The sequence below is a fragment of the Sphingomonas nostoxanthinifaciens genome (assembly GCF_019930585.1).
GTDB lineage: Bacteria > Pseudomonadota > Alphaproteobacteria > Sphingomonadales > Sphingomonadaceae > Sphingomonas_I > Sphingomonas_I nostoxanthinifaciens.
In genome coordinates, this window is the sequence record NZ_CP082839.1 from 2,567,913 (window position 1) to 2,583,450 (window position 15,538).

Sequence of the window (15,538 nt, forward strand, 5' to 3'; positions counted from 1 at the left end):
AGGCGCATGTGAGCGCCGCCGTCAAATCGATCGGGTCATCTCAGCCGCGCGGCAAGAAAATCGACGAACACGCGTGTCCGCGCCGGAACGCTGGCGCCGCCGACGAACACGGCGTGGATGAGTTCGACATCGCCGGGATTATAGTCTTCCAGGATCGGCACGAGGTGGCCACGCGCAATCTCGTCGGCGACGCTGAACGCCCCGACACGGGCGATGCCGACGCCGGCCGCCGCCAGCTGACCCAGCGTCTCGCCATTATTGGCCTCGATGTTCCCTTTCACCGACAGGACGAAGCCCCGCCCATGGCGTCGGAACGGCCAGATCGGCTCGCTTCGACGGAAGTTGAAGTTCAGGCAATTGTGCGCGTGCAGATCTTCGGGCTCGCGCGGCGTGCCCCGGCGCGCCAGATAATCCGGCGATGCGGCGATGACGCGGCGCGTCTCGCCGAGCTTGCGCGCGGTGAGCATGCTGTCGGCCAGCGGCCCGAAGCGGATCGCGACATCGGCCTGCCCCGCCGCGACGTCCACCAGCGTGTCGGTCAACGCGATATCGATCAGGATATGCGGATAGAGCGCCGCGAACTCGCCCAGCAACGGCACCACGCACAGCCGGCCGTGCGAGAGCGCGGCGCTGACCCGCAGCCGCCCGCGCGGCGCGCCCTGATCGGCGATCCGCTGCTCGGCCTCGTCCAGATCGGCGAGGATCCGCCGCGCCGACTGGAGATAGGTCTGCCCCTCCGCGGTGAGCGATAGCGCGCGGGTCGATCGCAACAACAGGCGGACGCCCAATCGCGCCTCGATCCGGTCGACCGCACGCGCGACGGCCGAAGGGCTGAGATCGAGGACGCGCCCCGCCGCCGAGAAACTGCCCTGCTCCACGATCGCGGCAAACAAGGCAAGCGATCGGGCGCGATCGGCGCCCCCGGTCAGCTTTGCGCTCATTGCAAAGATCCTTCGCGTTCCGACGGGCTACTGCGGGCTGACTGCCCACGTCATTTATGCTCCGACGTAGCAGCGATGGGTGACGCATGGAATATCGGCAATTGGGGCAATCGGGCTTGCGCGTGCCGGCGCTGAGCTTCGGCACGGGGACGTTCGGCGGCAAGGGGCCGCTGTTCAGCGCATGGGGCACGAGCGACGCGCAGGAGGCTCGCCGGCTGCTGGACATCTGCATCGAGGCCGGCGTCACGCTGTTCGACACGGCCGACGTCTATTCGGCCGGTGCATCGGAAGAGATTCTCGGGCAGGCCATCCAAGGCCGTCGCGACGCGGTGCTGATCTCGACCAAGACCGGACTGCCGACGGGCGACGGGCCGCAGGACTGGGGTGCCTCGCGCAGCCGCCTGATCCGCGCAGTCGAGGACGCGCTCGGCCGGCTCGGCACCGACCATATCGACCTGCTCCAGCTCCACGCCTTTGACGCCTCCACCCCAACCGAGGAGGTGATGGGCACGCTCGATCTGCTGACCCGCGCGGGCAAGATCCGCTACGCCGGCGTTTCCAACTACCCCGGCTGGCAGGCGATGAAGGCGCAAGCCATCGCCGATCGCCACGGCTGGCCGCGCCTCGTCGCCCATCAGGTCTATTATTCGCTGATCGGCCGCGCCTATGAAGCGGATCTGATGCCGCTGGCTGCGGATCAGGGCATCGGCGCGCTGGTCTGGAGCCCGCTCGGCTGGGGCCGCCTGACCGGCAAGATCGGCCGCGATCGCCCGCTTCCGACGGGCAGCCGGCTTCACGAAACCGAGCAGTTCGCGCCGCCGGTCGAGACCGAACTGCTCTATCGCGTGATCGACGAACTTGAGGCGATCGCGGCGGAGACCGGCAAGACCGTGCCCCAGATCGCGATCAACTGGCTGCTGCGCCGCCCGACCGTATCTTCGGTCATCATCGGAGCGCGCAACGAGGAGCAGCTGCGCCAGAATCTCGGCGCGGTCGGCTGGGCGCTGACGCCCGAGCAGATCGCCCGGCTGGACGCGGCGAGCGACGTGCTACCGCCCTACCCGCACACACCCTATCGCCAGCAGGAGGGCTTTGCCCGCCTGAACCCCGCCCTCGTCTGAGGATATCGCCATGAAGCTCAATCCGGGCCTGATCGCCCTGTCGATCGGCGCGTTCGGCATCGGCGTCACCGAGTTCGCGCCGATGGGGCTGTTGCCGGTGATCGCGCGCGATCTGCAGGTGTCGATCCCAACCGCCGGCCTGCTCATCAGCGCCTATGCGCTGGGCGTGATGCTCGGCGCGCCGCTGATGACGCTGACGACGGGGCGGATGCCGCGCCGAACCTTGCTGATCCTGCTGGCCGGGATCTTCACCGTCGGCAATCTGCTGGCGGCGGTGTCGCATGGCTACGGCCTGCTGCTCGCCGCCCGCGTGCTGACCTCCTTCAACCATGGCGCCTTCTTCGGCGTCGGTTCGATCGTCGCCGCCAGCCTCGTCCCGCCCGATCGCAAGGCCGGCGCGGTGGCAGCGATGTTCATGGGGCTGACGATCGCGAACGTGGTCGGCGTCCCGCTCGCCACATGGGCGGGCGAGCATCTCGGCTGGCGCGCCGCCTTCTGGGGGATATCCGGGCTTGGCCTGCTGACCATGGCCGCGCTGCGCGCCACGCTTCCCCCGTTGCCCGCCCCCGCCGGCGGCGATGCGATGGCCGAGCTGCGCGTGCTGGCGCGCGGCAAGGTGCTGGGGGCGCTGGCGCTCACCGTCGTCGGATCGAGCGCGATGTTCACCGTCTTCACCTATATCGCGCCGATCCTGCGCGAGGCGACGCACGCCTCGCTCGGCTTCATCACCGCGATGCTCGTCCTCTATGGCGTCGGCCTGACCATCGGCAATTGGCTCGGCGGGCGTTTCGCCGATCGCTCGGTCGATCGCACGCTGATCGTCACGCTGGGTTCGCTCTCGGCCATCCTGATCCTGTTCGGCCTGTTGATGGGCCATCCCGCGCCGGTCGCCATATTGGTGTTCCTGTGGGGCATCGCCAGCTTCGCGCTGGTCCCGCCGCTCCAGGTGCGCGTGATGACCGCGGCCGCCGACGCGCCCAACCTCGCATCGGCCGTCAACATCGGCGCGTTCAACCTCGGCAATGCCATCGGCGCGGCGCTGGGCGGCGGGGTGATCGCCTCCGGCCTCGGCTATCCGGCGGTAGCGCTTGCGGGCGCCGCCTGCTCGGTGATCGGGCTCGTGGCGGTGCTTATCGTAGCGCGCCGGTCACCCTCATCGGCTGCGCCGTCCGCGTGCGTCGCGACGGCGCACGGCACGATATGAAACTTCGATCACATAACCTTACCAACCCATATGTCGTAGGGCGATAGCACGACCGCCTTCGCCGAGACGGATGCGCCGCCGGTTTGTGCAAGCGTATGCACTGCCTGTCCCGGTCGTTTCGCCGGATCATAGTCTGCCGGATCGATCGTCCGTGACGTGCCGCTCATGTTTATCGCGACGAGGACCGTGGCGCCCGTCTGCGGGTCGCGGCGCTTCCATGCGAGGATGTCGGGGTCCGTTCCGACGAGCTGCATCGTGCCACGCGACAGGGCCGGCTCGCTCCGGCGAAGCGCGATCAGCGTATGGTGCCAGTTGAGCAGCGAGGCCGGATCGGCCCGCTCGGTCGCCACGTTGATGGTGACGTGATCGGGGCTCACCGGCAGCCATGTCTGCGTGCTGGTCGAGAAGCCCGCCTGCGCGCCGGCGGTCCACTGCATCGGCGTGCGCTCGCCGTCGCGGCCTTTCTCGCGCGGCCAGCCGGAGATGCCGATCGGATCGCGTACATCCTCGCGCCGGGTCGGCGTCGCCGTCCGCATGCCGATCGGTGCGCCATAATATGTCAGCGCGGTCGCGCGCGACAGCAGCAGGATTGCGGCGATGCCCTTGGCGATCGCACGATCGTGCACGCCGTCGGCGAAGCGATCGATCGAGCGCACCTGATCGTGATTGTCGAACACCAGCAGCGGCATCGCGCCGTGCAGGTCGGTCTGCGCCGCACGCAGCAGCGGCCGGAAATAGTCGGCACGGTAGGCGGCGCCGGCCCCGAAGCCGACAAGCATGTCCATCGGCAAATGCAGCTCGTCCTGCGCCGCGCCCCCATACCATTTGTCGAGCGCGGCCGTGTCGGGCAGATAGGTCTCGCCGACCAGCACGCGGTTGCCCGGATAGCCGTCGACCATCGCCCGCATGCGCTTGATGACGCCGTGCACCTCGTCCAGATTCTCGGTGTAGATGTGGCGCAAATTGGGCGCGCCGAACGGATCGATGCCGCCGCTCTCCGGCTCGTTGCGCAGGCCCGGATCCTCGAACAGCGTCGGGATCGCGTCGAGCCGGAAGCCGGCGACGCCGCGATCGAGCCAGAAGCGCATCACGTCGAACATCGCCCGCTCGACCGCCGGGTTGCGCCAGTTCAGGTCGGGCTGCTGGACGTAGAATTTGTGGTAATAGAATTGCCTGCGTGCCGGCACCCACGTCCAGGCCGATCCACCGAACAGCGACGTCCAATTGTTGGGCGGCACGCGGCCGTCATGGACATTGGCCTTCTGGACCGATAACAGACCCGGCGCGGTGGCGGCCAGCCCATCGTTCCAGACATACCAGTCGGCCTTCGGATTGGTCCGCGACGTCGCCGATTCCTTGAACCAGGCATGCTGGTCGGACGTGTGGTTGAGCACCATGTCCATCAGGACGCGGATACCCCGGCTCGACGCCGCCGACTGCAAGGCCGCGAAATCGGCCATCATTCCATATTGCGGATCGATCGCCTCGTAATCGCTGATGTCGTAGCCGAAATCGATCTGGGGCGAGGGATAGCTGGGCGTCAGCCAGATCGCATCGACTCCGAGCCATTTGAGGTCGTCGAGATGCTGGGTGATGCCGGGCAGATCGCCGACGCCGTCGCCGTTGCTGTCGCCGAAGCTGCGCGGGTAGATTTCATAGAGAAAGGCGCCCGACCACCACGGCGCGGCCGCCTGCGACGCGGGTCTGGCGGGCGCCGCCCCCTGCCCCTGCGCAGTCACGGCGCAGGCCATCGCCGCGGTGATCGACAGCCTTCGTTTCCACGCGAGCATAATGCCTCCCCGGCTCATGAATGCGCGGGATCGGGCCCGGCGCTTGATGGCAATGTCGTACCGCGCGGGCAATCGATTGCAAGATGCACGCAAGGCGGGTTGCGCGCACCTGCCGCCTTGCGCAAGATCGGCGGGATGACCGATCCCCGTTCCGACGCCCCGAAGGGCGAAGCGCGCGTCCGCAACATCGCGGAACTCGCCAAGCTCGCCGGTGTGAATGCAGGCACGGTTTCGCGTGCACTGGCGGACAGCCCGGTGGTGGCGCTCAAGACACGCCAGCGCATCCAGGCGCTCGCCGCGAAGCACAATTATCGCCCCAACCAGATGGCCCAGCGCCTGCGCACGCAGCGTACCGGTGTGATCGGCGTGGTGGTGCCGCTGGGCCACGAGCAGCGCCAGCACCTGTCGGACCCGTTCTTCATGTCGCTGCTCGGCCACCTCGCCGATACGCTGACCGAGAATGGCTACGACATCATGCTGTCGCGCGTGATCCCGAACGCGGACGACTGGCTGGAGCGGATCGTGGAATCGGGCATGCTCGACGGCGTGCTGCTGATCGGCCAGTCGGACCAGCACGGGGCGATCGAGCGGGTCGCGCGCACCTACCGGCCGCTCGTTGCGTGGGGCATCCACCAGGCCGGGCAGGTTCATTGCGCGATCGGCAGCGACAATTTCGAGGGCGGCCGACTGGCCGGCGCGCGGCTGATCGCCGGCGGCGCGCGACGCATCGCCTTTCTTGGCGAGACGCGCGCGCCGGAATTCCGGCTTCGGTTCGAGGGTGTCGCCGCCGCGATGGCCGAAGCGGGCCTGCCTAGGGGACCGCTGCCGCTGCACGTCCACATCGCCTCCGACGACATGGAGCATGAGATCGCGGCGCAGATCGATCGCGCGGGCGCGGAGATCGACGGCATCGCGACCGCATCCGACGTGATCGCGATGCGCACCCTGCGCGTGCTCGCGGATCGCGCGATCGACGTGCCGGGCCGCATCCGCGTGATCGGCTTCGACGATCTGCCGCTGGCGATCCAGACCGTGCCGCGCCTCACCACGATCCGGCAGGATCTCGCACGCGGGTCGGAGGCGATGGTCTCGGCCCTGTTCGCGCGCATCGCCGGCGACGATACGCCATCGCTGCAGATGGAACCGCAGTTGATGGAGCGCGATACCGCCTGACGGGCGACCGGATCAGCGTGGGCCGAAGCGCGGCACGACATGGTCGCCCGCGACGTGCAGGCTGAACCACGGCGCCACCGTACCGCCGAACTGGCGGGCGCGCAGTTCCGGCATGACGGTGGGATCGCGCCCGTCCAGTCCCCACAGGTCGACGAAGCTGATGACGTCGAACTCGCCCGTCACCCACCAGCAATAGGCCTGCAGCGGCTCCTCGCGCGGGTTCGCCGCCACCAGGCCGGTGCCGTTCAGCGGACGCCACGGGCCGGACAACTGTTCCGCGACCATGCCGTACAGACCGTTCGGCCCCGATGGCCCGGCGGGCGCGAAGCGGGCGCGCTGGGTCGACCAGAACAGGTAATAGCGTCCGTCGGTCGTCACGATGTGCGGCCGCTCGAGCTCCGCATTCAGGCCGATGGCGGTGACGAGCGGCGGCAACATGGCCCACTGCGCCCCTTCCCGCCGCGCAATGCCGACCACGCCGTCGTAACGCTGCTCCGACGCCGCGGCGGTGCCGGCGAACAGCAGGTAATCGGTGCCGTCCGCAGGATCACGGAAGTAACCCGGATCGCGAAACCCCTTGATGAGCCCGCCTTCTGCCTGCGCTTGATCGGCATGCGCATAGACGATTCCGTCCGCCGCGACCGACTCGATCGGGGTCGTCCAATCGGACAGGCGCGGCACGCCGTCCTCCACTTCGAAGTGGCCCCGCGTCTCGAACAGGCGCTGCTCGAACGTGCGGGGCTGGCCATGCCGGCCGGCCGCCGTGAAATAATGGGTCAGGCTGTGCCCGTCTTCGTCCAGCACCGCCGTGCCCGACCATTCGCGGCTGCCCGGCGTGAAGCCGTCCTGGAAAGTGTCACCATGATCGCGCCATCCGTCCGCTCCCCAGCTGAACAACCGGATGCGCGCGCGATCGTGCCGCAGATCGGGGTCGTCGGCGCGTGGCGCGGCGAGGAAGAACCAGAAGCTGCGCCCGTCGATCACGACCGTCGACGCATCGGGCCACTGGATCGGCCACATATCCCACACGACGCCATCCGCGAGCATCGGCTGCACGTCGGCGGCGCGGATGACGGGGATGGCGGCGCCGGTCTGGGCATCGGCGCCGGCGACATGCTCCGCGGTCCACGCCGACGGCGGGGCCTCGGCGGCGGAATAGGCACGTTCGTCCAAGGAAATACTCCGGTTTGGGGGTCAGGCGGGTCGCGCCGGCGCACGGCCGGCGACGCGCCCCTCGCGCACGGCAAGGACGCTTGCCGCCGCGAGCAGCATGAGCACGCCCGCCAGCATCAGCACGCGGCGCGGATCGCCGCCCAGCAGTCGATCGTAGAGGAACGGCATGGTGAGCGCGAACAGCATCATCGGCAGCACGATCATCATGTTGAAGATGCCCATATAGACCCCGGTCCGCTCGGGCGGGATCGTTCCGGCGAGGATGACGTAGGGGTTGCCCATGATGCTCGCCCAGCCGACGCCGATACCGATTGCCGGCACGAACAGCAGTGCCTTGTCGCTGACATGCGGCAGCCACAGCATACCGATGCCCGCGCAGGCGAGGCACAGCGCGTGGACGACGCCCGCGCCGATGCGCTTGGCCAGCGGCACCATCGCGAACGCCGCGACGAAGGCGATGCCGTTATAGAAGGCCGCCATCTCGCCATTGGTCAGCACCGCCTGGTGAAAGCCCGACGCGGTTGCGCTGGTGGTGCCGTAGACCGCGCGGCCGATCGCATAGACCACGTAGCTCCAATAGGCCCACATCCCGTACCACTGGAACAGGCTCATCAGGCCGAGCTTGCGCATCGCCGGCGGCATGTCGCGGATCGCCGAACCGATCTCCACGATCGTCGCCCCGAAGGTTTTCTGCTTGCCGGCGATGGCGGCCTTCTGCGCGATCGTGAGCGGCAGTTCGGGCACGCGCAGGATCGACCACAGGATCGTGCAGATCGACAGCACCGCGCCGATCAGGAAGACGATCCGCGTCGTATAGGGAATGTTGTGCGCATCGACCCAGTCGGCGTTCATGCCCGCGGCCACCAGCAACGAAGGCGTCAGGAACGCCAGCATCTGTGCCAGCCCGGTGAACGCGCTCTGCGTGAGAAATCCGATCTCGTGCTGGCTCTCGTCCAGCCGGTCCGACACATAAGCGCGATAAGGCTCCATCGTGATGTTGTTGCCGGCATCGAGCAGCCACAGCAAAGACACCGCCATCACGATCGAGGCGCTGAACGGCATGAACAGCAGCCCAAGCATGCACAGGACCGCGCCGGCGACGAAATAAGGCGTGCGGCGGCCGAAGCGGCTGTCGGTGCGGTCGCTCATCGCCCCGATCAGCGGCTGCACGATCAGCCCGGTCGCAGGCCCCGCCAGCAGCAGCAGCGGCAAAGTCGCCTCGCTCGCGCCGAGGTAGGAATAGATCGGCGCCATATTGCCCTGCTGCAGCCCGAAGCTGAACTGCAGCCCGAGGAAGCCGAGGTTCATCTCGAGGATGCGGGGTAGGCTCAGGCGCGGCTTGCTGTCCGGATGGCGCATGGGGTTCGGGAGATCCTCTCCGCCGCTCTGGTCGGCTCTGAAGCGATCATGGAGGATCGACCCACCGAATGCAACAATCGATTGCATTTCTTATCCGGATAGCGTTGACCAAGCCGCATGCGCCGTGACACAGCGCCCGCGAACCCGTGCGGACAACGGGCATGACGAAGGAGAAGGCCGTGGCCGACGACGCGATCCGCAGCATCCTGATCGTCGGCGGCGGTACGGCCGGCTGGATGACCGCCGCGGCACTGGCGCACGCGCTGCCGCGCGGCTGCACCATCACCCTGATCGAATCCGAGGAGATCGGCACCGTCGGCGTCGGCGAGGCGACCATCCCGCCGATCCGCCTGTTCAACGAGACGCTCGGTATCGCCGAGGCCGATTTCCTGCGCGCGACGCAGGGGAGCTTCAAGCTGGGCATCGAGTTCGTCGATTGGGCGCGCCTCGGCCAGCGCTATTTCCATCCCTTCGGCAGCTTCGGAAAACCGTTCGACCTGGTCGCGGTGCACCAGCATTGGCTCGCGGCGCGAGCGGCGGGATCGACGGTGCCGCTGGACGATCTGGCGATGGCGTGGGGTGCCGCGAAGCGGAACCGCTTCGCCCGCCCCCTCCCCGATCCGCGCAGCATCGGCTCGACCTTCGATTACGCCTATCACTTCGACGCGGGCCTCTATGCCGCCTTCCTGCGCCGCTACGCCGAGGCCCGCGGCGTCGTCCGCGTCGAAGGCAAGGTCGCGGACGTGGCGCTCGAGGGCACCAGCGGCCACGTGGCGAGCGTGACGCTCGCCGACGGGCGACCGCTTGAGGCCGACCTGTTCGTCGACTGCTCCGGATTCCGCGGCCTGCTGATCGAAGGCGCGCTGCAGACCGGCTACGAGGACTGGAGCCACTGGCTGCCGTGCGACCGCGCCATGGCCGTGCCCAGCGCACGGACTGCGCCCTTCACCCCCTTTACGCGGTCGACCGCGCGCAGCGCGGGCTGGCAATGGCGCATCCCGCTGCAGCACCGCACCGGCAACGGCTATGTCTATTGCAGCCGCCATTTGTCGGACGACGAAGCGGCGGCGACCCTGCTCGCCAATCTCGACGGCGAGGCGCTGGGCGAGCCGCGCGCGCTGCGCTTCATCACTGGGCGGCGGCGGCTGTTCTGGAACCGCAATGTCGTCGCGATCGGGCTGGCGAGCGGCTTCATGGAGCCGCTGGAATCGACCAGCATCCACCTCATCCAGGCGGGCATTTCCAAGCTGCTCGCACTGTTCCCGACGCGCCGCTTCGATCCGCTGGTAACCGACGAATATAATCGCATCGCCATCACCGAAGTCGAGCGGATCCGCGATTTCCTGATCCTGCATTATAAGCTGACCCAGCGCGCCGATGCGCCGCTGTGGCGGGAATGCGCGGCAATGGCCGTGCCCGACACGCTCCAGCTCAAGATCGATCACTTCCGGCGGTTCGGCCGCCTGATCGCGCGCGACATGGATCTGTTCGGCGCGGCGAGCTGGTCGGCAGTCCATATCGGCCAGCTCAACCTGCCCGAGGCGCGCGATCCTTTGCTCGACCACGTCGCCGATCCCGCGCGGAGTCGGGCGTTCGTCGATCAACTGGCCGGCGCGATCGCGCGCGCGGCGGAGACGATGCCCAGCCATGGCAATGCGATCGCGCGCACGATCGCCTGACCGGGCGGAAGTGCAGGCGAGGCCGACGGTGATGCCCGTCGGCAACAATCCTACGACTTCGGTCGAAGTCGATACAATCGTTTGCGGAAAGCGATTGCAATCGATTGAATGAGCGTTAATGACCATCTCTGCCGCGCCACCAGAGCGCCAACGATATCACCGGAGAGGATCGCATGAAGAGCTTGGCTCACCAGCCCACCGTTTCCATTGCCGCATTGGCGACGGCCCTTCTGGCGGCACCCGCCTTCGCACAGGACGCGCCCGCCGGCGCCCAACCTGCCAGTCCGCCGGTCAGCGGCGCCTTGAGCCAGGCACAGACGGGCGACGACATCGTCGTGACTGCTGCTGTCGGCGACCGCACGCGCTTCAAGAGCTCGGTCTCGGTCAGCCAGGTCTCGAACGAGGCGATCCAGAATTTCACGCCGCGTTCGCAGGCCGAGATCCTGCGCTCGATCCCCGGCATCCAGACCGCCGCCAATGCCGGCCCCGGCGGCAACGCCAATATCGGCGTGCGCGGCATCCCCGTCTCGACCGGCGGATCCGAATATGTCGCGCTGCAGGAAGATGGGTTGCCGGTCGTGCTGTTCGGCGACATCAACTTCGGCAACAACGATTACTGGCTGCGCTTCGACTATACCGTCGATCGCGTCGAAGCGGTGCGCGGCGGATCGGCCTCGACCTTCGCCAGCCAGGCACCGGGTGCGGTCATCAACTATATCAGCAACACCGGCGATCATGACGGCGGCTCGATCGGCTACACCGAGGGGCTCGACTTTCGCCAGCACCAGCTGAACTTCAATTATGGCGGCCACATCGATCCGACGTTGCGCTACGATATCGGCGGCTATTGGCGGCGCGGCGCGGGGCCGAGCGACATCAGCTACGACGCGCTGAAGGGCTATCAGGTCAAGGCCAACATCACCAAGGAACTGCCCGACAATCGCGGCTATATCCGCCTGCTGTTCAAGCGGCTGGACGAGCAGGCGCCGACGAACACCTCGTCGCTCGCCATCGCGAAGCTCGACGGCAACAAGATCACCGGCTTCGATCTCGCGCCCGGCATCGATCCGCGCGAGGGATCGACCTATTCCGAAAATAATCGCCGCTTCCAATATGTCGATCAGAACGGCAACCTCCAGTCCGCGAAGGTGGAGGGCATCCATCCGCGCGTGACCTCGGTCGGGGCGCAGATCCATTACGAGATCGCCGACGGCATCACGATCGACGACAATTTCCGCAAGTCGTGGATCAGCGGCAGCTTCACCACCCAGTTCCTCAACGTGCTGCCGACATCGTCGCTGATCGGATCGACCGTGAATGGCCAGACGGTCGGCGCGATCCGCTATGCCAACGGACCGAACCAGGGCAAGACGTTCACCGGCCAGTTCGTGAACAACAATCCGAACATCAACACGCTCATGCACGACATGGGCAATCTCGCGAACAACCTGCAGATCAACGGCAAGCACGAGCTTGGCTCGGGCACCGTCAACCTGTCGGCCGGCTGGTTCCACATGAGCCAGAAGATCGACCAGACGTGGTTCGTCAACCGCCAGTATAGCGAAATCGCCACCAAGAACGGGGCCGAACTCGACCTGTTCTCGACCACCGGCACGCAGCTCACCGCGGCGGGCCAGGCAGGCTATGGCGACAATTGGGGCACCTGCTGCGCGCGCAATGTCGACCTGACCTATACCGACGACGCGCCGTTCCTGTCGGCGGGCTATTCGGTCGGCGGCCTCAATCTCGACGGCAGCGTCCGCTTCGATCGCGTGGCGGGCAAGGGTTTCGCGCAGGGCGGCGTCGCCGGCGCCAATTACACCGTGTCCGACGCGCTCGGCACCGCCGTGATCCCGTCGCTGATCGCCGCGTCGGCCAAGGAGAATATCAACTACCTCAAGAGCTACTCCAGCTGGTCCGCGGGTGCGCTCTATGCGTTCGGCAGCGACACCAGCGTGTTCGTCCGCGCCAGCCGCGGCGGCCGCTTCAATGCCGATCGGCGCGTGCTGGGCGGCAACTTCAACAGCGACGGCTCGCTCAACGCGCAGGGCAATTCGACCGCGGTCAATTTCCTCAACCAGCAGGAAGCGGGCCTGAAGCAGCGCGGCACGCTCAGCCTGTTCGGGATGACCGGCCGTTACACCACCGAGACCACCTTCTTCCACTCGACGCTGACTGAGAACAATTACGACTTCACCCGGCTGGCCAACTCGCCGCCGAACAACAATCCCAATATCTCGAACAAATATCGCTCGTTCGGTGTCGAATTCACCGGCAACATCGCGATGGGCAACTTCCACCTGACCGCGAACCTCACCTATACCGATGCCAAGATCAAGGACAGCGCCACGGCTGCCATTATCGGCAACCGGCCGGGCGGCATTCCGCGCCTGCAATATTTCATCCAGCCGTCCTATGATCGCGGCATCGCGGCGGTGGGCTTCACGATCGACGGCCAGACCGGCGCGCCGATCGACGATTTCGGCACGTACGAGCTGAACGGAACGACCTTCGTCAACGCCTTCCTGAAGATCCGCCCGGTCAAGAATCTCGAGCTCGGGATCAACGTCAACAACCTCTTCAATACGCTCGGCTTCCGTTACGGCGGCAACGTCGTGCAGAGCGGTGGCACCTCTTACTACACCAACACCGGCATCTACGGCCGCACGACGGAGGCCTCGATCCGCTTCCGCTTCTGATCCGGTTCTGGCGGCAGGCGCCTGCCCCGGCCTGCCGCCGGAGCAAAGACGGGTCGTTCCCTTCGGGGAGCGGCCCGTCACCTGTTTGAGAACGTGCGGGGCCGGGATCAGACGGCGTCGAAGACGAACGCCGCGCCCTGATAATCGCCCTTCAGCGGGGCCCGCAGCCCGTGCGCCATCCAATAGTCGCCGCTCGCCTGCGCCGGCACGGCCGCCGGCAGCGGCGCACCACCCAGCAGGCGTACCTTATAGCTGCGCGCCGGATCAAGCCCGCGCGGCCGGATCTGCGGCGGATTGTCGCTCCAGTGCGAGCTGTGCAGCATCTGGAACAGCACCGCCTGCCGCTTGTCGGGCGCGACATAGAAGGTCGCAGCCGTCTCCCCGTTCTCGGGCGGCAGGAGGCGATAGAGGTCGCCGCGCTGCACGGTCGCGCGGATATCCTTGTAGGCGGCGATCCATTTTGTGGCCGTGGCGGCGTCCGTATCCGACCATTTCGTCAGATTGGCGCCGACGCCGAGACTGCCCTGCATCGACGAGAGAAAGCGATAGTCGAGCGACGTGGTGCGTCCGTTCGCCCAGTTCGGGCTGTCCGTCACCCACGCCATCATCGCCGCGACCGGATAAGCGCGCGTATAGCCATCCTGGATGGCCAGCCGATCGTAGGGATCGGTATTGTCGGATGGCCAGACCTCGTCGGTGAGCGCCATGATGCCGAGATCGACCCGGCCGCCACCGCCCGAACAGCTCTCGATCTCGAGCCCCGGATGGCGTCGCCGCAATTCGGCGAGCAGCCAATAGAGATTGCGCACGTAATCGACATAGACGCGCTGCTGATCGGCCGGCTTCATCTCGGGCCAGCCGGGCTCGGTCCAGTTGCGATTATAGTCCCATTTCAGGAACTGGATGTCGTTCTCGCGCAGCAATGTGTCCAGCACCGTCAGCAGATGATCGCGCACGTCCTCGCGCGCGAGATTGAGCACCAGCTGGTTGCGCCCCTCGGTGCGTGGCCGGCCGGGGAAGTTGAGCACCCAATCGGGATGCCTGCGGTAGAGATCGCTGTCGCGATTGACCATTTCGGGCTCGACCCACAAACCGAAGCTCATGCCGAGCCCATGGACGCGATCGATCAGCGGCTTCAGCCCGCTCGGGAATTTGCGGCGGTTGACCACCCAGTCACCCAAGCCCGCGCTATCATTGTCGCGCGCGCCGAACCAGCCGTCGTCGACCACGAACCGCTCGATGCCGATCTTCGCCGCGCGCTCCGCCAGCGCGATCTGGCCGGGCTCGTCGACATTGAATTCGGTCGCCTCCCAGCTGTTGTAAAGCACCGGGCGGAGCTTGGCCGCGTCGCCGCCGGGTAGAATAACAGTGCGGGTGAAGCGGTGGAACAGACGCGCCGCCTCGCCGTCCCCGCCGTCGGTATAGCCGGCGTAGAAGACGGGCGTGTCGAGCGTCTCCCCCGGCTTCAGCGTCCACGAGAAATCGTAGGGATTGAAGCCGCCGGCAATCTTCACGTGGCCGAGATTGTCCTGCCCCACGCTGATCCGCCACGATCCCGACCAGGCGAGCGCGCCGAACCAGACCGGGCCGTTCTCCTCGGTCGTCGCGGCGCGATCGATCGCGAACCACGGATTGGCGCCATGCCCGGTCGACCCGCGGCGGCTTTCGAGCACGGTCAGCGCGGGCGTGACCGGCTGCGTGGCTTGCGTCCATTCCGCGGCATGGCGGCCGGTGAGCATGTGCAGCCGATAGTCGCCGCCCACCGGCAGGGTGAACACCGCCGACGCGACCTGATCCAGCCGCACCGGGATACGCCCCCCGTTGCGGATCGTGGCTGAGCGGCCGAGAATGCCCGTCGCGGCATCCATCCGATAATGCAGCGTCACCGTGACCGGCCGCGATATATCCGCCAGATCCACGTCGAACCCGCCGGCCGTCGCGCGGTGGGCGCGGTAGGTGAGGACGAGATCGCGATTGCCGTCGGCAAACACCGCCTTCACGCCGGGCTCGGTGACGAGGCCCCCGCCCTGCCCCGGATATTCCTGCGGCGTGACCGAGCCGGCGGGATCGAACCCCGACAATTCGCCCGGCGCCTTGGCGATGAGCGGTGCGCCGGCCGGCAGCTTCGGACCCCAATAGAGCGGTTCCAGAAAACCATGCTCATCCACGCCCAGCGCATAGGTGACGTTGCCGCCGTCGAGCCGCAGCGGCTGATCGGCTTTGACCGCCCCCGCGGCGGGGTCGGGCGCAGCCAGTGTGGAAGCCATCACAAGCGCCAGCGTGATCATCGGACCGTTCTCAATCGATTGCAGAGAGCAGATCTAGAGCGGCATCGTAAATTGACAAGCATTAGGTGGCGTTGGAGCGGCGACGAGCAGGCAGGTCGCGGTGCCGAACGG

10 protein-coding genes are annotated in these 15,538 nt (G+C 67.0%); 5 read left to right on the forward strand and 5 right to left on the reverse strand.

What is annotated here, in order from left to right; all coding sequences use genetic code 11:
• Positions 1-35 precede the first annotated feature (35 nt).
• Positions 36-941, reverse strand: coding sequence for a LysR family transcriptional regulator (locus tag K8P63_RS12150; protein ID WP_223796291.1), 906 nt, complete (start codon positions 939-941; stop codon positions 36-38).
• An 86-nt stretch (positions 942-1,027) separates the two neighbouring features.
• On the opposite strand from K8P63_RS12150, the gene K8P63_RS12155 reads away from it, so the two are divergent.
• Together K8P63_RS12155 and K8P63_RS12160 are read left to right on the forward strand one after the other, a co-directional pair.
• The gene (locus K8P63_RS12155; protein ID WP_223796292.1) at positions 1,028-2,062 is read left to right on the forward strand and encodes an aldo/keto reductase; all 1,035 of its coding nucleotides are present in this window, start codon (positions 1,028-1,030) and stop codon (positions 2,060-2,062) included.
• A gap of 10 nt (positions 2,063-2,072) precedes the next feature.
• Positions 2,073-3,266, forward strand: coding sequence for an MFS transporter (locus tag K8P63_RS12160; protein ID WP_223796293.1), 1,194 nt, complete (start codon positions 2,073-2,075; stop codon positions 3,264-3,266).
• 8 nt (positions 3,267-3,274) lie between these two features.
• Here K8P63_RS12160 and K8P63_RS12165 read toward each other — a convergent pair whose 3' ends face one another.
• Positions 3,275-5,056 (reverse strand): alpha-glucosidase, encoded by a 1,782-nt coding sequence (locus K8P63_RS12165; protein ID WP_223796294.1) that lies wholly within the window; start codon positions 5,054-5,056, stop codon positions 3,275-3,277.
• Positions 5,057-5,191: 135 nt separating this feature from the next.
• Between K8P63_RS12165 and K8P63_RS12170 the strand changes: the two genes are divergently transcribed.
• The gene (locus K8P63_RS12170; protein WP_223796295.1) at positions 5,192-6,229 is read left to right on the forward strand and encodes a LacI family DNA-binding transcriptional regulator; all 1,038 of its coding nucleotides are present in this window, start codon (positions 5,192-5,194) and stop codon (positions 6,227-6,229) included.
• 12 nt (positions 6,230-6,241) lie between these two features.
• Here the strand turns inward: K8P63_RS12170 and K8P63_RS12175 are convergent, their stop codons facing one another.
• Positions 6,242-7,402: a glycoside hydrolase family 68 protein gene (locus K8P63_RS12175; protein ID WP_223796296.1), complete on the reverse strand. Its 1,161-nt coding sequence runs from the start codon at positions 7,400-7,402 to the stop codon at positions 6,242-6,244.
• Between the two features lie 21 nt (positions 7,403-7,423).
• The gene (locus tag K8P63_RS12180; protein ID WP_223796297.1) at positions 7,424-8,761 is read right to left on the reverse strand and encodes an MFS transporter; all 1,338 of its coding nucleotides are present in this window, start codon (positions 8,759-8,761) and stop codon (positions 7,424-7,426) included.
• A gap of 161 nt (positions 8,762-8,922) precedes the next feature.
• Here K8P63_RS12180 and K8P63_RS12185 point away from each other — a divergent pair, with 161 nt between their 5' ends.
• The gene (locus K8P63_RS12185; protein WP_223796298.1) at positions 8,923-10,440 is read left to right on the forward strand and encodes a tryptophan halogenase family protein; all 1,518 of its coding nucleotides are present in this window, start codon (positions 8,923-8,925) and stop codon (positions 10,438-10,440) included.
• 173 nt (positions 10,441-10,613) lie between these two features.
• Entirely contained in the window at positions 10,614-13,139 is a 2,526-nt protein-coding gene (locus K8P63_RS12190) for a TonB-dependent receptor domain-containing protein (protein ID WP_223796299.1), read from the forward strand.
• A gap of 107 nt (positions 13,140-13,246) precedes the next feature.
• On the opposite strand, the gene K8P63_RS12195 is transcribed toward K8P63_RS12190, so the two are convergent.
• Positions 13,247-15,406 (reverse strand): alpha-galactosidase, encoded by a 2,160-nt coding sequence (locus K8P63_RS12195; RefSeq protein WP_223796300.1) that lies wholly within the window; start codon positions 15,404-15,406, stop codon positions 13,247-13,249.
• Between the last annotated feature and the right edge of the window lie 132 nt (positions 15,407-15,538).